The following is a 17,729-nucleotide window of genomic DNA, read 5'->3' on the forward strand; positions in this document are numbered from 1 at the left end:
AAAGGAGTAATGGAGAAATGAGCCTTGTGGGGGAAATGGCAATTCCTGTGCCCCTGCGGCCGGCTCTCCGGTAATTTTCGAGGCGACGAGGGAAAGCGGGTCGGCCGACAGTAGGTGCGACACGGTGCGAGGAAGGGTCCAACTCCCCCTGGATCATGACAGTCTGCTCGTTTGATCAAGGTTTTCGGAGCGGAGGAACATACGCCGTGGGCGTCGACATCAATCCCACCGTCAGCAGGCGCCGATTGGGATCGGAGCTACGCCGGCTCCGGCAGGCCAGCGGCATGACGACGCAGCAGGTGGCGGAGCGATCGCTGATCTCCCAACCCAAGATCAGCCTCTTGGAGAACGGCCGCCGCCTCATCAAACCGCGCGACGTGCGCGATCTGTGCGGGCTGTACGGAGTCCAGGACCCGCAGCTTGTCGACGACCTGATGCGTCTGTCCCGGGAATCAGGGCGCCAGGGCTGGTGGAACGACTACGGCGACATTCCTTACGGCGCCTACATCGGCCTGGAGGCCGAGGCTGCCACGATCCGGACCTACGAGTCTCTGATGATCCCGGGCCTGCTGCAAACCCCTGCTTACGCCAGGGCGGTCATCGCAGGAACGATCCCTCGTCTCACCGCGGACCAAGCGGCCACGCGCCTCGAGGTACGGATGCGGCGACAGCACCGGCTGAGCGCCCCCGTCAGGCCACTGCGTCTCTGGGCCGTGCTGGACGAGTCGGCTCTGCGGCGCGTCGTAGGCAGCCCGGACGTGATGCGTGAACAGCTCGAGCATCTGACCCACCTCGGTGCCCAGCCGCATATCACCGTCCAGGTCCTCCCTCACGAGGCGGGGTCCCACCCCGGTGTCGCCGGACAGTTCTCATTGCTTGAATTCGCCGACACCACCGATGTGAGCGTGGTCTATCTGGAGAGGTTCACCAGCGACCTTTATTTGGAGAAACGATCCGACGTGCGGCTCTACGGGGACATGTATGCACATGTGCAGGCCCGGGCATTGAGCCCGGACAGCACTCGGGACTTCATCGCCGAAGCCATCAAAGGGTACGTCGGCTTCGGTGCGGGATTCCACCCGACCGCTCGCCCGTTATCCCCACCGCACACCTGACCCGGTGAACCTTTCCGGTCACAGCACTAGCGGAGATCGCGCCGCCCGCCGAGCCAGGAGGGTCGCCGGTGGGCCGGGGCCGGGGCCGGGGCCGCGGTTCGGGGGTGGTCATCGCCGAGGGCCTGGGCGGTTTCGGCGCGCGCGGCGTCCCGTTGCTCGATGAGGTCCTTGCGCTCGCGGTCCACCACCGCGCTCTCCCGCTTCGTGGGGAGGGATTCGCCGTGGCGGGCGAAGCGGTTGCGGCGGGCGGCCCGGCGGGCCGCGGCAAGGACGAGGGCCAGGCCGAGGACGACGGCCGCGCCGATGGCGATCCCGTACAGGAACAGCGCCCCGGTTGAGCTGGTGACGTGGTACCCAAGGACGGAGAAGTCGTTGGTGAGCTCGTGGGCACTGCCCAGATTCGCCATCACCCCGGCCACGGCGAGGATCAGCGCGACGATCAGGATGATGAGGCCGAGGATGAGGATCATGGAGTGCTCCCAGCTCCGCACTGCCGCGTGCGAATGAGCGGTGGTCGGCGGAAGCCCGCCGATCCGATCGGCGTCTACCCGCAGACGGAGGGGCCAAGCATCCCGGCCCCCGTGCATGCCGGGGGCGGGATCCTGGCCCCGGTCCTCTCAACGCCGCTGATCGCATGGGCACTCGTTCGCCTCCGCACCGCTGACACTCGGACCGGAATGCGCAGGTTCGTGGCGTCCTGATGCACGTCGAGCCGGTTGCGCGGGGGCGCTGAGTTGAAGTCCGGCTTCGGGCTAGGGTGCGAGAGGGTGGCGGAGGGAGACGTAGTAGTCGCCGACTGTGGACAGGTAGTCGTGGTCGGCTGTCTCGCTGTCGGTGGTGAACCGGGGGGCCGCTTTGATCTCTTCCTGCGTGACCGGGACTGTCACCGTTTGTGCTTCGGTGTCGATGCGGGTGACGGTGCCGGCCGGGATCAGGATGCTCTTGCCGAACACCCATATGCCGGTGTCGACGACCAAGTGCTGCATGCCGGGCTGGTCCTGCTGGCGGTCGACGTGCCCGATGGCACCGTCAGCGGCTTCCACGGTAAAGCCGGCCAGTGACTGCCCGGACGTGTAACCGCTGTCCTGCGCGTACATCCACATACCGCTCACGGACCGTCTCCCCATCGTCGGCGACCGGACGTGGTGGCTCGGTGCACCACCGGTTCGCATCTTTGCGACCGGATGCCCCCGTGTTTGCCGCGCAATCGAGATCCCGCCCCGTCACCTCGTGAGTGATTCAAGATCGCGAGCTCGTGGAGAGCAATGCGCACACTGAGTTCAGGGCGAGGCCGGCGGAGTGGACGATTCGGCGGCGCGGCGGTATTCGGCGTTGATGCGCTGCGCCTCCTCCAGTTGGTCTTCGAGGATGATGATGCGGCAGGCGGCGTCGACGGCCATACCGCCGTCCACGAGCTCCCGCGCGCGGGCGGCGATCCTCAGCTGGTAGCGGGAGTAGCGGCGGTGTCCGCCCTCGGAGCGGAGCGGGGTGATCAGGCGGGCTTCGCCGATGGCGCGGAGGAAGCCCTGGGTCGTGCCGAGCATGGCGGCGGCCCGGCCCATGGTGTAGGCGGGGTAGTCGTCGTCGTCGAGACGACCGAACGAGTCGTCCGCTGTCATTTGCACCTCTCTGTGGAACGCGTGGAGGGGCCCTGGTGCCATATGGCACCAGGGCCCCGAAGGAACTGCTACACCATCTGTCGGCCCTATTCCTGCGCCGGCCTTCTGTTTCCGCTGACCCGGCCGAGCTGCTGCCGGGAGTGCGGGGATCGCGGTTGCTTGACCGGAGACCACCTCACGATCGATGTCCTGCGGTACCCGGACTCGGACTTCCGCCCGGGCGATCCTGATGGCGCCAAGCTCCTCCGTTCTTCCCTCGGTGATCAACTACTGGGAAAGCGGTACTGCGTATTGCTGGTGATGCGTACTGCTCTACTGCTCTACTGCTCTACTGCGTACTGCGTACTGCTGAACTGCTCGCGGCCTGACCAAGCGCCACCCTTCGGCAGCCAGCCCCGTCGCCCATCGTGCGTCTGCTCTGGCTTGGAACCCCACTGCCGGACTTCCCGGTGCGCGCGTCCGCAGCCGACGCCTTCACCGAGGTGCTGCTCACTGATTCCGCTGCTGGGTGTTGCACCTTCGGGCACTGCAACTGCGGTAATTCCTGTACTGCTCGCGGCGGCCCCTGATCACTGCGGGCCCCCCGGTCCGGTCGTCAGTCCCGTCGCCGTCCTGCACCTGCCCTGGCTTCGAAACTCCACCACCGCACCGCCCTGCGCACTGCAACTACGGGTACTGCTGCCCGGCAGTTCGTCCCTGCCGGGCCCTGCGGTCTCTCTGGCTACGAGAGAAACCATAATCACGTCACAGCGCAATGTCTACTCCAGCCACGATAGATTTGCTCTTGGCTGGTGGGGAGACAATCGGGCTCGAGCATGCCGCAGCTCCCCGATGACGCGATCGCAGCCCGTCGTCGCAGCCCTGTGTGGTCCTTCCGGTCAGGGGTAAGCGGACAAAGCGGCACTGATCCTCGAGAACGCCGCAGGACGGGGTGAAGGACATGCGCCACCTGAGCACGCTCGACAGCCATACCGGCCGCCCGTTGGAGTTTTCCTGCCGGCCCTTGCGGACGGCGCAGGCCCGTGAGGCCGCAGCCGACTTCCTGGCCGGCCTCAACCCGCCACCACCCGAACCGACCGTCCAGAAGGTGGTGTTGCTGGTGTCGGAACTGGTGGCCAACGCGTTCCGGCACGTCGGCACGGTCACGTCCATGGAGCTCCGCGCCGACCGCCATCACATTCAGGTCGTCGTCGAGGACCCCGGCCCGGCCCACCCTCAGGGCCGCGCTCCCGACCTCACGGGCCGGAGCGGCGGATTCGGTTGGCCCATGATCCAGCGACTCGCCCACCACGTCACCGTCGCCCGGGCCCGGACCGGCACGGGCAAGGCGATCACCGCCACCCTCGCCCGCTGAACCCGAGTCGTACGGCCTGCCGGCCCCGGTCCGGGCGTGGATCAGGGCCGCGCAGCGAACGCCGCGCGGCCCTGATCCGGTACACCTCGGATCCCGCCGCCATCGCGGACACTCGCTGTTCGGTTGCTACGAGCTGTATGGACAGTCGTAAACGCCGATCGCGGGGGCCGCGGGCGGGGGTGGGGAGGGGTTAGGCCGGGGTGATGTTCTCGGCCTGGGGGCCCTTCTGGCCCTGGGTGACGTCGAACGTGACGACCTGGCCCTCCTGGAGCTCACGGAAGCCCGAGGAATTGATCGCGGAGTAGTGGGCGAAGACGTCCGGGCCGCCGCCCTCCTGGGCGATGAAGCCGAAGCCCTTCTCCGCGTTGAACCACTTCACAGTTCCCGAAGCCATGTCATGCCTTTCCAGTCGATTGAACGCTTCCCGCAACGCGCGGAAGGCGGAGGTGATCGTCCTGGTTCCTGCGGCACAGCACAGCAAAGCGCCCACGCCGAAGGCGTGGGCAAAGGGGACTTCCGAACCACGACAGCTGCTCCGAACGCTACACGCCCACAACGGCCCGTCACCATAGGAAACGAGGTGCGTCGCACTCCGCCATTTGTGGATCGGAGGGAGCGGTACGAAGCTCTTCTCGTCCCGCACCACCGGCGTGACGGCGGCCCCGTGCCCTCCCGCCCCGTCGGACCGGCGGATGGGCGCGGACCCGCGCCGGACAGCGGATCGCCGGTCGGGAGGGTGTCGCCGGGGCCCAGCGTGGTGGTGGCGGTGGCGAAGGCCGCGCTGGGCGGATGCCGACGAGGAGACCGCCCGGGGTGGGCAGGAAGTCGGCCGGTCGGTGGCGCAGAAGCTGTTCGTCAGCTCCTCACCCAGCTCGGGACGCTCCGCATTCCCCATGATCACCGGCGCCATCGCCGCCGACCAGCCCAGGTAGTTCGCCTCCAGCGACTCCAGCAGCTCGTCGATGTCCGGGGCGCTGAAACCGCCCCGGTAGCCCTCGTCATCGAGGTACCGGAGGGAGGGGGGAGGGGGCGACCATCACCAGCGCCCCGATGCGCTCCGGAGCCATCCCGGCGGCCAGCACACCGATCATCGCGCTGACCGAGTGCCCCACGAACACCGCGTCGCGCAGGTCGAGCGCCTCGCACACCTCCACAGCATCGCGGTCATACCCGTCCAGAGAGGCGTAACGGTCCTTCGAGAACGCGGACGGATCCGACTTCACACAGGGGCTCCGGACATGCGGGAGGGCCCGGCCGGCAGGTGCCGGTCGGACCCGCTTCGCTGTCGGGCGCCGACTCGCGCCAGGCCCCGCGGGTCAGACGGTCGCCGGGATACCGAAGCGCGCGGAGGCTTGCTGGAGCGGGCTGAGGGCGCGCGTGAGCACGGGCGCGGCGACGCGGGGAAGAACGCCGCGGCAGGTGAAGCCGAGCCGTGTCATGGCCCGGAGGACTTCGCCGGCACTGAAGTCGCGGCGGTCCTGGCGGGTGATGACCTGGCCGACCTGCTTGAGGGGGTAGGTACGGCGGCCGATGATCACGGACTCGCCGATGACTTGTTCGGGTTTGATGCCCTTCATCGATTCCAGGACGCCGCTCTTGGTCAGGTCGAACGGGAAGCGGGCGATGACACAGCGCATGATGCCTCACAGGAAGAAGGGGACGGTCGTGCCGCGGTGAGGGGGATCAGCGGGCAAGGGCGAGGACGCCCGGCGCGCTTCCCTGCTCGTCGATGACGGGCAGGGCGGCGAGCCCTCGGTAGCGCATCGCGTGCCCGGCCTCGGCCATCGTGGGCGTGGGAGAGGTGAACGGCCCGTGGTCGCCGAGGACCGCGCGCAGCCGGACCCTGTCCGTGTACGTGTCGGCGTCCCGGATGGTGGTGAGCTGGGCGCGGGTGACCAGAGCGGTGCACAGGCCGTCGTCGTCGCAGACGAGCAGGTGTCCCGTGCGGGCACTGGCCATGACGGCCAGGGCCACCTCGACCGTCATGTCATCACAGACCTGCGGACCGGCCGCTTCCGTCGCGTCGTCCACCGTCCGGTGCGCGGGGTGGGCGTTCGCCGGGCGGGGCTGCATCTGGACCAGCGTCAACACGTGCCTCCTGCAGAGATGGGTCAGCTTTCTGATCACGTGGTTCTCAGGCCGCCGTACCGAAGGAGGTCTGGCGCACGCTCGCGCGCCGGGCGGCCGAAACGGAACCGCGTCGGCCCCGGGAGGCTGCGCTGCGCTTGGTTCGCTCGGATACCGGCGCGGTGATGGTGACGGGGATGCCGGAGGGGGTCCGGGCGCCGGTGATGCGGGTGAGTGCTTCGTCGCCGGGGCGGACCTGGGTGGTCTGGGGGACGATTCCGGCGGCGGCCATGAGGCGGGCCATGTCGCGGCGCTGGTGGGTGGTGACCAGGGTGACGACGCTGCCGGACTCGCCGGCGCGGGCGGTGCGGCCGCCGCGGTGGAGGTAGTCCTTGTGGTCGGTCGGCGGGTCGATGTTCACGACGAGGTCGAGATTGTCGACGTGGATGCCGCGCGCCGCCACGTTGGTGGCGACCAGCACGGTGACGTGGCCGGTCTTGAACTGGGCCAGGGTGCGGGTGCGCTGGGGCTGGGACTTCCCGCCGTGCAGGGCTGAGGCCCGTACGCCGTTGCCGAGCAGGTGTTCGGTCAGGCGGTCGACGGCGTGCTTGGTGTCCAGGAACATGATCACCCGGCCTTCGCGCGCCGCGATCTCGGTCGTCATCCGCTGCTTGTCGGCACCGTGGACGTGCAGGACGTGGTGCTCCATCGTCGTGACCGCTCCGGCCGAGGGGTCCACCGAGTGCACGACCGGGTCGGTGAGGTAGCGGCGGACCAGCAGGTCGACGTTGCGGTCCAGGGTGGCGGAGAACAGCATCCGCTGGCCTTCGGGACGCACCTGGTCCAGGAGTGCGGTGACCTGGGGCATGAAGCCCATGTCGGCCATCTGGTCGGCTTCGTCGAGGACGGTGATCGCGACCTGGTTCAGGCGGCAGTCGCCACGGTCGATGAGGTCCTTCAGCCGGCCGGGCGTGGCCACGACGACCTCTGCGCCGTTGCGCAGCATGTTGGCCTGGCGGCCGATGGGCATACCGCCGACGACGGTGGCCAGGCGCAGCTTCACGGTGCGGGCGTAGGGGGCCAGGGCGTCGGTGACCTGCTGGGCGAGTTCCCGGGTGGGGACCAGGATCAGCGCCAGCGGCTGGCGGGGCTCGGCGCGCTGTCCGGAGGTGCGGGCCAGCAGCGCCAGGCCGAAGGCGAGGGTCTTGCCGGAGCCCGTGCGGCCACGGCCCAGAACGTCACGGCCCGCGAGGGTGTTGGGCAGGGTGGCGCCCTGGATCGGGAAGGGCGCGCTCACGCCCTGCGCGCCGAGTGCGGCAAGGAGCTCGGCCGGCATGGCGAGGTCGGCGAAGGCCTCGACGGCGGGAAGCGCGGGAGTGATCGTCTTCGGCAGAGCGAACTCGCCCTGAACCGCGGCGGGGCGGCGCCCGTAGCCGCCCGAGCGGCCCTGGCCCCCCGAGCGGCCCTGGCCCCCCGAGCGGCCCTGGCCCGCCGAACGGCTCGGGGCGGGCGAACCGAAACGGCTGCCCCGGTTGGAGCCCGATCCCGATCCCGATCCGAAAGCGGGGCCACCCGTGCGGCCGCGGGCTTGAGAGAAACGGTTGTTCGTGCGTGTGGGGTTCATTGGGAACCTTCCTTGATACGGCACGCATCAAGGAATTCCCGCAGCGGAAGAACAGCGCAGGGAATCACAAGAACGGGCCGAATGAAATACGAAAGTGAATCCGGCTCACAGGAAGATCTGCGAGCGCAGGTGCTGGAATGGGTGGCGTCATGCGGACGCACAAGCCAGTGAAATCAATGCGCGCGCGACCCCGAGGGGGCCGCCTGCTTTAATTCTTAGCCCCGTAGGAGTGAACGCACTGCGGGGGTGAAATGTGTGCAGCTGGGGCCCGCACCCCGAGGGATGCGGGCCCCAGCTGCACAGCGCACGTCAGCGTCAGGCGGGAACGATGTTCTCCGCCGTCGGGCCCTTCTGGCCCCTCGCGATGTCGAAGGTGACCTTCTGGCCCTCGAGCAGCTCGCGGAAACCCTGAGCGGCGATGTTCGAGAAGTGGGCGAAGACGTCGTCGCCGCCACCGTCCTGCTCGATGAAGCCGAAACCCTTTGCCGCGTTGAACCACTTCACGGTGCCAGCAGCCATGTTATTTCTCCCTTTGGGGCATTCCAGCAGTGCCCGCACTTGCGCACACTGTGTCGCCGCGCTGATGCCCTGCCCGGAGAAATAACCGGAAATATAAAGCGCTCTCATGTGGCATGGAGGCCAGAGTGACGGCGCTTGAAGTTTTTGGGTACCAAAACTGCAACCGAGATCGACAGTAGCACGCTGAAGTGGACTGCGTACGGCCGATATTGCCGCCTCGTGTGGTGCGGTAAAAACTCTCCCGGCGAGGTCTGTTAAATCCTTAGACCGCGGGGACAGGTATTGATTCGCCCCCAGAGCAACGTTTCGCGGGCAGCGGTGTCCGGCGGCTGCGGCGCCCGCGGTTCGTCGGTCGGCTCGGCAGAGAAGCGGAGTGCGCGGCCCCTTAGCACGCGTTGGCCGACGCCGTGTCAGCAGCCGAGACCTGCGGTGAAGTCTTCCAGTGCCGCGGCGACCAAGGCGGGCGCCTCCAGGGGCAGCAGGTTTCCGCTGGCCGAGATGACGTCGAGCCGGCCATGAGGGAGGTGGGGCACGAGGACCCGCCGGCCATGGGAGTCCGAGGCGTTCAATCCCGCACTTCTGGACACCTGCGGCATCAACGTCTAAGTCTTCGACGTGCCGCACTTGTCCCCATCGCCCCATCGCCCCATCGCCCCATCGCCCCGTCGGACACCGGTCGGACCGATGACCGGCAGACACGAGCCGTCTGACACACGCCTCTCACCCCGTCGCTCTCGATACTCGGTTCTGAGGAGCGGTAGAGGAGCGTTACTGGAGCAGGATCATCTTGCGGAGTAGTTCGAATCCGGCTCGGCCGTAGAGCTGCCTTTTGATCTTCTTGATGCGATTGACGGCGCCCTCGATGCTGCCGGAGCTCCAGTGCAGGGTGAGCCCGGCTGTTACGGCGTCGAGGTCCCGGAGTAGGTGGAGTGCGAAGCCGGTGAGGCCGGGTAGTTGGCTGGCGTCGACTGTGTCGATCCAGGCAGGGAGCCTGGCACCCCGACGGTCGCTGAGGATCTCGCCGAAGTCGCGGACATGGCCAGCAGCCGTGTCCAGTTCGGGGCAGCGGGCGAGGACATCCTTCAGGCCGCCGCGGTCGTCCTCGCTCAGCGAGGTGGGGTGTCGGGTGAGCCAGCCGGTCACCTGGCGCACCGTCGGAGGCTGGGGCGGCGCCCCAGCCGGAGCCCCACGCAGGGTGGCGATGTGGCTGCGGACCATCTGGTAGGTGACGGGCGCGTTGTTGGCGACGAGTTCACGGCGGAGGTGGGTGACGCTGGTGCATCCCTCGGCGAGGCGTCGTTCCAGGTGGGGCTTGTAGGGGTCCAGCCTGCTGGGTCGGGCCGGTTGCCGCGGATGGTGTCCTGCCGGCGTGCGGCGTTCGCGTATCGGAGCACGGTGTTGAGGCCCCAGCTCAAGTGCTGGGCGATCGCCCGGCGTGAGTGACCTTGAGCAAGGAGCTCGTGGACCGAGGCGTGCGCGGCCTCTTTGCGCTCAACCCGCCGACCGATGGGCGCCGGGTCGTCCTGCGGTCGGCCGGAAGTCAGTCGGGTGGCCTCCGGCAATATGCTGCTGGGTGAAGGGTCGCGCAGGCAGTCGTAGTGGGCGGCAACGCAGGTCTGCACTGCTCGGCCGAGGCCCTGCCACAGATGGAACCGGTCGGCGACCCGCAGAGCGTCGGGGGCACCGCGCCGTGCTCCCTCGGCGTAGGCGCCCGCCCGGTCCCGGCAGATGATCTCCACGCCGGGGTGGCGGATCTCCAGGCGGCCAGCGTCCCGGCCTCGCGGGTCGGGAGCACGTCGACCACGCGATGGTCTTCGATGCTGGTCAAGACGGTGGAGTAGGTCTGGCCGCGGCGGATCGCGAAGTCGTCCACACCCAGCACACGCGGCGTGCTGAACCGTGGATCGGGCAGTGCCATGACCCTGCGGAGCAAGGTTATCCGTCCCGCGCCGAAGCCCAGCTGGGCGGCCAGCCGAGCTCCGGCCCGCCCGGCCAGCGCGAGCCCCGCTCGCTTCAAGGCGCGGTTGAGCCGAGTCGTGAATCGTGCGTACGGGGCAGCCAGCTGCGAGAACGGCTCGGCGAACGTCCGACGCGGGCAGTGCGCCGAACAGGCGCCGACCTCGACCAGGTGCCCGGCGGCGTCACGGCTGTCGGCAGCACCTGTCTTCGCTCCGGAGTTGTCCACCCACCATCGTGCCCTGTCTCCCGGTTCGGCTCACCACCAGGCGCCCGCGGACAGCGGGCCGACCGGCAGCCTGGCGAGGGAGCCGATGTCGGATATGCGCGCCCCGCCCTCGCTCTCCCAGGCGTCTTCCCGGTTCCGGAGGTCGGGCCTTCGGCCGATGACGGCTTCGGCGGCGATCAGCGCGCGGGCGGTCAGGACGCTGCCGGGGACGGCGGCGGATGCCATCAGGCGGGCCGCGGCGGCGGGTGCGGTCTGGGGCGGTACGACGAGGAGGTCCCAGCGGCCGACCGTGGAGAGCAGGATCAGCTTGTCGGGGTCCTGTTCGGTGAACCAGCCCACGTGCACGGTGTGCCCGGTAACGGGCACCTTGTGCGGGATGACGGGCCAGCGGGTGGGGTTCACGGTGACGCGGGTGATGCGTCCCCATGTCTCTGCCAAGGCGGAGACGAGAACGGGGAGTTCGGCTGCGAGGTCACGGGAGCGGGGCCACCAGGCTCCGTCCAGCTGCCCGGCGAGGGTGGTCTTCGGCGTGAGCACGAGGCGAGCGGGGCGAGGAGACGAGGGAGGTGCGGCAGGTACGGCGCGTTCCAGGGCGATGGTCATGGTGGAGACCTGTCTCCGGGCCGCCCGCAGTTTGACGGCCCGGCGTATTGATCGCCGGAAATGACACCTGAGTTGCGTCCGATGCGCGAAATACTCCCGGTGTCTCCACCGTACTCCGGTGTGGAGATCAAAAGGGGTTTTGACCAGGCATTTCCGCAGAGGCGGAGGTTCGTGTTCCAGCCGTCTGCACGGCCGACGTGGTCAGGGCGCAGTGGACGTCGACCCCGCCTTCCACGGCGAGCGCGAGACGTGCTGCCACCGGAATGAGCGATGCGTCGAGCACGCCGCCGGAGAGGGTGACCATGCCATGACCCTGCTGGCCGACATCTTCCCCACCGCCTACGAAGTGGGAGTGCTGAACGGCACCGTGCGGCCCGGGGACACCGTCGTCGTGGTCGGCGCGGGCCCCGTGGGGCTCGCGGCCATCGCCACGGCCCGGCTCTTCTCGCCGGCCCGCGTGATCGCCGTCGACCTCGCGCCCTCCCGGCTGGCGAAGGCCCGGGAGCTGGGCGCGGACGCGGTCGTGAACGCCGCCGAGGAACCGGAACGGCTCGTGGACGACCTGACCGACGGGCTCGGCGCCGATGTCGTCATGGAGGCCGTCGGGGTGCCCGAGTCCTTCGAGATGTGCACCCGCATGGTCCGTCCGGGCGGCCGGGTAGCGAACATCGGCGTCCACGGCAAGCCGGCGACCCTGCACCTCGAACACCTGTGGATCAAGGACATCACCCTCACCACCGGGCTCGTGGACACCAGCTCCACGCCTATGCTGCTGCGCATGCTGGCAGCGGGCAGGCTGCCGGTGGCATCGCTGATCACCCATCATTTCGAGTGGGCGCAGATGGAATAGGCGTACGAGGTGTTCTCGCATGCCGGTGAGACCGGTGCGCTGAAGATCGTGCTGGGCGGACCGCGCCATGACGACGTGGCCGTGTCCAACCCGTCGCGCGTCCAGAAGGCGTGACGGCCTCGGTGTGCCAGGCCGCCGATGGCGTCGAGGGGACCGTCCGGCCCCGTCCGGGTTCGCCCCCCGGCCCGGGACACGTGACCTTCGGCGGCAGGATCACGGGTATTTTCGATCACACGGTCCTGACCGCTCGCGCTCCGTTCGGCGGGGACGGGCTGGGAAGCGGCGTGGTGATCTCTGCCGCAGCCGGTGTCCGGAGCGTCGCAGCCGCGGTCTCGCGGGCGAGGAAGGAGCCGAGTTCGCCGATGGTGCTCATCAGCGGTGCGGGGAAGACCACGGTGGTGTTCTTGTCGACGCCGATCTCCACGAGGCTCTGCAGGTTGCGCAGTTGGAGGGCGAGGGGGTGGGCCATCATGGTGTCGGAGGCGTCGCCGAGTGCGGCGGCGGCCAGCGACTCGCCCTCCGCGTTGATGATCTTCGCCCTCTTCTCCCGCTCGGCCTCGGCCTGGCGGGCCATCGCCCGTTTCATGCTGTCGGGGAGCTGGATGTCCTTCAGTTCGACCAGGGTGACCTCAACGCCCCATTCGGCGGTGGTGACATCGAGGATCTCCCGGATGCCCATGTTGATGCGGTCGGTCTCCGACAGGGTCTCGTCGAGGGTGTGCTGGCCGACGACCTTGCGCAGGGTGGTCTGTGCGATCTGGTTGATGGCGGTGCCCACGTTCTCGATCGCGATGACCGACTTCACGACGTCCACGACGCGGAAGTAGGCGACCGCGGAGACGTCGACGCTGACGTTGTCCCGGGTGATGATGCCCTGGGACTGGATGGGCATGGTGACGATCCGCAACGACACCCGGTGCAGGACGTCCGCGAACGGAACGATGACCCGTAGGCCCGGCGCACGGGTGCCGACGAGCCGGCCGAACCGGAACAGCACACCCTGCTCGTACTGCTTGACGACCTTGACCGCCATGGCGAGTACGAGCAGGACGAGAAGTGCGAAGACGATCAGGAGAACGATCAGAACTCCCATGGTGGTGCTCCTCCCGGAGAGGACCGCGCCCCGGGGGCGAGGTCCCGAATCGTGTGGCGGAGCAAGGAGGGATGACCCGGATCCGTCGCAGGGCTGCGCACCTGTACGGCTTGGTGCCGCGAGCCTGCCTTTCTCCAGGGTCGCTCTGTCCCGGCCGGCGGGGCAGGGGCCGAACGGTCCACGTTTCCCGAGGCTTGTCCGCCGGGCCCGTTCGGTCACCGGGGGACGCTCTTGGTGCTGCGATCCGTCGGGGTGAGGCGGGAATCGTCGAACCGGGCGGTGAGCCGGTCGGTCACCGCGACGACTCCGTCCACCTGCCGGGCCAGCCGCAGGGCGACGGGAATCTGGCTGCCCCTCGCCAGTCGGCCGTCCAGGGTGACGACCCCGTCCAGGACGTGCACGTCCACCGAGTCGGAGCCGATCCCCATGGTCTCGCCGAGCACGTCCTCGATCAGACAGCGGCGTATCTCGTGGTCCGGGCGCAGGAACACACGGAGCAGGTCCCGTCGGGTCACGATGCCGACCAGGCGGTCCTCTTCGTCGACGACGGGAAGCCTCTCCACGCCGCGCCGGGTCATCAGGCGGGCGGTCTCCGCGACGCTCAGCTCGGCATGAACGGTCACGGCCGGCGCTGACATGAGTTCCCGGGCGTTCAGGTGGCCGAGGGCGAGAAGGTCGGTCCGCGAGACGAGCCCGATGACGCGGTCGTCCTCATCCAGGACCGGCACTCCGCTGATGTCGTGTTCGACGAGCAGCGCGGACACGTCCGCGGACGGAGTCCGCCCGATGACCGAGACGACCTCGTCGGTCATCAGGAAGCCGACTTCGGCGTGCCTCATGTGCGGTCCTCCTGTCAGCGTCATCCGGCGGACGCACCGTGCGGAGCGCCTCACCAGCCACCATCCACCGTGGCTCGCCCGCGGCGCGAGGGCCGAACGGTCCTGTGCCAGGACTGACCGGCCCCGGCGGTGTGCGCCCGGGACTACGCTGAAGGAGCGGGGCGGGTGCGCGGAGCCCCTCGACGGCGCCGGAGGTGTCCATGGTCGGGGACGATCGCGATGCGGCGGCGAGCGGCATTCCGCAGCTGAGGCTGGACGCGCTCAAGGCACAGATCGCGGAAGCGCGCGGTACCCGCGACCGGTTGACCGGGCTGCTCGAGGCGGTCATGGCGGTGGGGCAGGAGCTGGACCTGGCCCAGGTGCTGCGCGGGATCGTGGAGGCCGCGGTCGTCCTCGTGGACGCGGAGTACGGTGCGCTGGGCGTGGTGGGGGACGACGAGCGACTCGCCGAATTCATCCCGGTGGGCATCAGTGACCAGCTCCGGGCGCGGATCGGAGCCCTTCCCACCGGCCACGGACTGCTGGGCGAGCTGATCAGACACCCGCGGCCACTGCGCTTGGGAGACCTCTCGGAGCATGTGGCCTCCGCCGGGTTTCCGGATCACCACCCGCCGATGCGTTCGTTCCTCGGTGTACCGATCCGGGTCCGGGACGAGGTGTTCGGCAACCTGTACCTGACCGAGAAGCGGGGCGGGAAGGACTTCAACGCCGAGGACGAAGGGGTTCTGTCCACCCTCGCGGTCGCCGCGGGTGTTGCCGTGGACAACGCCCGTCGGTACGAGGAGGTCCGGCTCCGGGAGTGCTGGCTGGCCGCGAGCTCCGACTTCACGAGCGCGCTGTTGTCGGGCTCCTCCGAGATCAAGGTGCTGGAGGGCATGCTGGAGCGGGCCCGGGACATCATCTCGGCCGAGATGTGCGTCTTCTACCAGGTGGGGCCCAGCGGCGAGCTGCATGGTTCGCTGGCCCTGGGGGAGGGCGCCGAAGCGCACCGGGGGGTCGTCCTGCCGGGCAGTGAGGGGATCCTGGCCGGGCTCGTCATGGCGCGGGGCGGCCTGATCACCTTCGCGGATGTTGCCACCGATGTCCGGGTCGCGGCGCAGCCGGACGTCTGGACGGGCTTCGGGCCGGCCGCGGCGGTCACGGTGGGCACCAGGGCGAAGCTGCGGGGTGTGCTGATGCTGGCGCGGCGGACCGGGCGGCCGGCGTTCGCCGCGGCCGAGGTCGCGCCCCTGCCCGGTTTCGCCGGGCAGGCCGCCCTGGCGCTGGAACTGGCCGACCGGCGCCGCGACACCGAGCGGGTCAGCCTCCTCGCGGACCACGACAGGATCGCCCGCGACCTGCATGACCTCGCGATCCAGCGGCTCTTCGCGACCGGGATGACCCTCCAGAGTGCCCAGCGCTTCGTGGAGCAACCCGAGGCGTCCGAGCGGCTGAGCCGGTCGATCGACGACCTGGACGAGACGATCAAGATCATCCGTTCGACCATCTTCGGACTCCGCGACCACGAGGCGGCGGCCCGGCCGCCGGGGCTCCGGGTCCGCGTGGTGCGCGCCGTGGGTGAGGCGGCGGCATTGCTCGGCTTCGCTCCCGCCCTGCGCATGGAAGGGCTGATCGACACCGACGTGCCCACCCCGGTCGCCGACGACGTGGCCGCCGTCCTCGGCGAGGCCCTCACCAATGTGGCGCGGCACGCGCGAGCGGCGCGGGCGGAGGTTTCCATCATCGTGGCGGAGGGCGTGCTCGGCGTGACGGTGAGTGATGACGGTGTGGGTGTCGCGTACGGCGTCCGTCGGAGCGGTCTGCGCAACCTCGCGGAGCGGGCCGAGGCTCGCGGGGGCGCGCTGTCCGTCACGCCGCGCCCGGACGGCGGCGGAACCCGCCTGGACTGGCGGATCCCGCTCGGCCCTCCCGGGTGAGCGACCGCTCAGCGGCCCGATTCGTCGTGCTCGCGCACCTCGGCGGCGATCACTGCTGCTTGGACGCGGCGCTCGACCCCCAGCTTGGCGAGCAACCGGGAGATGTGGTTCTTGACCGTCTTCTCGGAGAGGAAAAGGCGTTTGCCGATCTGCCGGTTGGTGAGGCCCTCGCCGACGAGTTCCAGTACGGCGCGCTCCCGATCGGAGAGCACCGACAGCCGCTGATCCTCAACCGGTTTCCCGGCGGTGGGGTCCCGTAGGGAACGCATCAGGCGCGCCGTCGTCGCCGGGTCGAGCATCGACTGCCCCGTCGCCACCGTCCGGACGGCGGCGACCAGATCCGAGCCCCTGATCTGCTTCAGGACGTATCCGGCGGCGCCGGCCATGATCGCGTCGAGCAGTGCGTCCTCGTCGTCGAAGGACGTCAGCATGAGGCAGGCGAGTTCCGGCATGCGCGAGCGCAGTTCGCGGCAGACGGTGATGCCGTCGCTGTCGGGCAGCCGGACATCGAGCACCGCGACATCGGGCCGCAGGGCGGGCCCCCGGGCCAGGGCCTGCGCTGCCGTGGCGGCCTCGCCGACCACCTCGATGTCGGGCTCGGCGTCCAGGAGATCGTGCAGCCCCCGGCGGACGACCTCGTGGTCGTCGAGGAGGAACACCCGGGTGGGCATCGGGGCGGCAACCGGTGCATCGGACATCCACGCCACACCCTCGGCTCGGGATACGTCTGGGGTCAATCGTCTCAGATGGTGCTCCCGCTGCCGTGGGGCGCGTACAGGTCGAGGAGCCGGATCTGGGCGGAGACGAGCCGGTGCACGAGCACCTGACCCACCCAGTGCCACATCGCGGAGGCGAGCGCGGGGTCGGCATCCATCAGCGCGCGCACGGCGGCGGCGTCGAATTCGTCGGTGCGCACCGGCGTCCTGGCCTCGGCGCCGAAGTGCCAGGTGTAGGGACGGAACAGCCAGGACCAGCCGACGAGCTCGCCGGGACCGACCGTCTCGACCACCGCGGCCTGCCGACCGGGTACGTGTACGTCCATGCCGACGCTGCCCGACCGGATGACCCAGAACCGGCCGGCGTGCCCGCCCTGGTTGAACAGGCGCGCGCCGGCGGGAAAGTTCGCGTCGTGGGCGAGGGCCAGCAGGCTGCCGCGCTGCTCCTCGGACAGGGCTCGGGTGAAGCGGTCGGGGGAGGATGTGAGCCGGTGCAGGGATGAGGTGCTCATGGCGGTTCTCCGTTCGGGTCCACCTCCAGCCTCCGCCGGTGGCGGCGGCCCGGAAAGGGCCGTTCGGTACCTTCCCGGACCCGTGCGGCCCCCGTGCCTGCCGCGGGGCGATCAGTAGGGCCAGGACCAGTCGTCGACCTCCGGCAGGTCGGTTCCGTGATGGCGGATCCAGTCGTGACGGCGGATCCAGTCGTGATGGCGGATCCGCTGGTCGGACATGCTCTGGCGCAGCGCCGCCGCTCGGCCGGCGAGTCCCGGGACGCGGTCGATGACGTCCATGACGAGCCGGTACCGGTCGAGGTCGTTGCGCACCACCATGTCGAAGGGAGTGGTGGTCGTACCGGACTCCTTGTAGCCGCGCACGTGCAGGTTCGGATGGCCGGTCCGGCGGTACGCGAGGCGGTGGATCAGCCACGGATAGCCGCGGTAGGCGAAGACGACCGGCCTGTCGGTGGTGAAGAGCGCGTCGTACTCCGTGCCGGTCATCCCGTGCGGATGCTCTGCCCGTGGCATCAGGCGGGCGATGTCGACGACGTCGACCACCCGCACGGCCAGCTCCGGGAGGTCCCGGCTGCGCAGAGCGTGATCGGCCACCGCGAGGAAGGTGTTGGCGTCCGGGGGCAGCTAGGGGGTGTCTGACGGATGTCCGCGGCGTCGCGGCGCCCGGCACGCGCTCTCGCCGCACCGACCGAAAACCCGAGTACGTCCAGTACACGG

Annotated in this window: 19 protein-coding genes and 3 pseudogenes; 4 read left to right on the top strand and 18 right to left on the bottom strand. The window is 69.4% G+C overall.

From position 1 onward, the window contains the following. Window positions 1–206 precede the first annotated feature (206 nt). Window positions 207–1,115: a helix-turn-helix domain-containing protein gene (locus ABT084_RS21175; protein ID WP_351046040.1), complete on the top strand. Its 909-nt coding sequence runs from the start codon at window positions 207–209 to the stop codon at window positions 1,113–1,115. A 26-nt stretch (window positions 1,116–1,141) separates the two neighbouring features. Here the strand turns inward: ABT084_RS21175 and ABT084_RS21180 are convergent, their stop codons facing one another. From ABT084_RS21180 to ABT084_RS21190, 3 genes are all read right to left on the bottom strand, one after another. Beyond that, window positions 1,142–1,585 carry a hypothetical protein gene (locus ABT084_RS21180; protein ID WP_351046043.1) on the bottom strand — a complete coding sequence of 148 codons (444 nt, stop codon included), beginning with the start codon at window positions 1,583–1,585 and terminating at the stop codon, window positions 1,142–1,144. 282 nt (window positions 1,586–1,867) lie between these two features. Then, the gene (locus ABT084_RS21185) at window positions 1,868–2,227 is read right to left on the bottom strand and encodes a PRC-barrel domain containing protein (protein ID WP_351046046.1); all 360 of its coding nucleotides are present in this window, start codon (window positions 2,225–2,227) and stop codon (window positions 1,868–1,870) included. Between the two features lie 168 nt (window positions 2,228–2,395). Beyond that, complete coding sequence (locus ABT084_RS21190; RefSeq protein ID WP_351046049.1) at window positions 2,396–2,734, bottom strand: MerR family transcriptional regulator; 339 nt, start codon at window positions 2,732–2,734, stop codon at window positions 2,396–2,398. 940 nt (window positions 2,735–3,674) lie between these two features. On the opposite strand from ABT084_RS21190, the gene ABT084_RS21195 reads away from it, so the two are divergent. Continuing rightward, the gene (locus ABT084_RS21195) at window positions 3,675–4,088 is read left to right on the top strand and encodes an ATP-binding protein (RefSeq protein WP_351046051.1); all 414 of its coding nucleotides are present in this window, start codon (window positions 3,675–3,677) and stop codon (window positions 4,086–4,088) included. A 190-nt stretch (window positions 4,089–4,278) separates the two neighbouring features. Here the strand turns inward: ABT084_RS21195 and ABT084_RS21200 are convergent, their stop codons facing one another. From ABT084_RS21200 to ABT084_RS21250, 10 genes and pseudogenes are all read right to left on the bottom strand, one after another. After that, window positions 4,279–4,482, bottom strand: coding sequence for a cold-shock protein (locus tag ABT084_RS21200; RefSeq protein ID WP_351046094.1), 204 nt, complete (start codon window positions 4,480–4,482; stop codon window positions 4,279–4,281). Window positions 4,483–4,920: 438 nt separating this feature from the next. After that, window positions 4,921–5,338 (bottom strand): annotated as a pseudogene (locus ABT084_RS21205) (alpha/beta fold hydrolase); the annotation flags it as partial. A gap of 66 nt (window positions 5,339–5,404) precedes the next feature. Further along, entirely contained in the window at window positions 5,405–5,725 is a 321-nt protein-coding gene (locus ABT084_RS21210; protein WP_351046053.1) for an SCO5918 family protein, read from the bottom strand. A 46-nt stretch (window positions 5,726–5,771) separates the two neighbouring features. Further along, window positions 5,772–6,176 (bottom strand): CBS domain-containing protein, encoded by a 405-nt coding sequence (locus ABT084_RS21215; protein WP_351046055.1) that lies wholly within the window; start codon window positions 6,174–6,176, stop codon window positions 5,772–5,774. 46 nt (window positions 6,177–6,222) lie between these two features. After that, entirely contained in the window at window positions 6,223–7,779 is a 1,557-nt protein-coding gene (locus ABT084_RS21220; protein ID WP_351046058.1) for a DEAD/DEAH box helicase, read from the bottom strand. Window positions 7,780–8,094: 315 nt separating this feature from the next. Next, window positions 8,095–8,298 carry a cold-shock protein gene (locus tag ABT084_RS21225; RefSeq protein ID WP_351046060.1) on the bottom strand — a complete coding sequence of 68 codons (204 nt, stop codon included), beginning with the start codon at window positions 8,296–8,298 and terminating at the stop codon, window positions 8,095–8,097. 768 nt (window positions 8,299–9,066) lie between these two features. Then, window positions 9,067–9,450, bottom strand: coding sequence for a transposase (locus ABT084_RS21230; protein ID WP_351046063.1), 384 nt, complete (start codon window positions 9,448–9,450; stop codon window positions 9,067–9,069). A 388-nt stretch (window positions 9,451–9,838) separates the two neighbouring features. Further along, window positions 9,839–10,216 (bottom strand): transposase, encoded by a 378-nt coding sequence (locus tag ABT084_RS38055; RefSeq protein WP_502968987.1) that lies wholly within the window; start codon window positions 10,214–10,216, stop codon window positions 9,839–9,841. Between the two features lie 297 nt (window positions 10,217–10,513). Further along, complete coding sequence (locus tag ABT084_RS21245) at window positions 10,514–11,086, bottom strand: DUF5994 family protein (RefSeq protein ID WP_351046068.1); 573 nt, start codon at window positions 11,084–11,086, stop codon at window positions 10,514–10,516. Window positions 11,087–11,213: 127 nt separating this feature from the next. Next, window positions 11,214–11,390, bottom strand: coding sequence for a hypothetical protein (locus tag ABT084_RS21250; protein ID WP_502968986.1), 177 nt, complete (start codon window positions 11,388–11,390; stop codon window positions 11,214–11,216). A 9-nt stretch (window positions 11,391–11,399) separates the two neighbouring features. Here ABT084_RS21250 and ABT084_RS21255 point away from each other — a divergent pair. Continuing rightward, a pseudogene (locus ABT084_RS21255) lies at window positions 11,400–12,050 on the top strand (zinc-binding dehydrogenase); the annotation flags it as partial. Between the two features lie 115 nt (window positions 12,051–12,165). Here ABT084_RS21255 and ABT084_RS21260 read toward each other — a convergent pair. Beyond that, window positions 12,166–13,029, bottom strand: coding sequence for a slipin family protein (locus ABT084_RS21260; RefSeq protein ID WP_351046071.1), 864 nt, complete (start codon window positions 13,027–13,029; stop codon window positions 12,166–12,168). A gap of 215 nt (window positions 13,030–13,244) precedes the next feature. Beyond that, the gene (locus ABT084_RS21265; protein WP_351046073.1) at window positions 13,245–13,868 is read right to left on the bottom strand and encodes a CBS domain-containing protein; all 624 of its coding nucleotides are present in this window, start codon (window positions 13,866–13,868) and stop codon (window positions 13,245–13,247) included. 200 nt (window positions 13,869–14,068) lie between these two features. Between ABT084_RS21265 and ABT084_RS21270 the strand changes: the two genes are divergently transcribed. Then, window positions 14,069–15,784, top strand: coding sequence for a sensor histidine kinase (locus tag ABT084_RS21270; RefSeq protein ID WP_351046076.1), 1,716 nt, complete (start codon window positions 14,069–14,071; stop codon window positions 15,782–15,784). An 8-nt stretch (window positions 15,785–15,792) separates the two neighbouring features. On the opposite strand, the gene ABT084_RS21275 is transcribed toward ABT084_RS21270, so the two are convergent. From ABT084_RS21275 to ABT084_RS21285, 3 genes and pseudogenes are all read right to left on the bottom strand, one after another. Continuing rightward, window positions 15,793–16,482 carry a response regulator gene (locus ABT084_RS21275; RefSeq protein WP_351046078.1) on the bottom strand — a complete coding sequence of 230 codons (690 nt, stop codon included), beginning with the start codon at window positions 16,480–16,482 and terminating at the stop codon, window positions 15,793–15,795. A gap of 44 nt (window positions 16,483–16,526) precedes the next feature. Further along, on the bottom strand, window positions 16,527–17,012 hold the full coding sequence (locus tag ABT084_RS21280) for a cyclic nucleotide-binding domain-containing protein (protein ID WP_351046080.1): 486 nt from the start codon (window positions 17,010–17,012) through the stop codon (window positions 16,527–16,529). 111 nt (window positions 17,013–17,123) lie between these two features. Next, a pseudogene (locus ABT084_RS21285) lies at window positions 17,124–17,636 on the bottom strand (phosphoketolase family protein); the annotation flags it as partial. Window positions 17,637–17,729: the final 93 nt, after the last annotated feature.

The organism is Streptomyces sp. NPDC002138 (genome assembly GCF_040296485.1).
GTDB lineage: Bacteria > Actinomycetota > Actinomycetes > Streptomycetales > Streptomycetaceae > Streptomyces.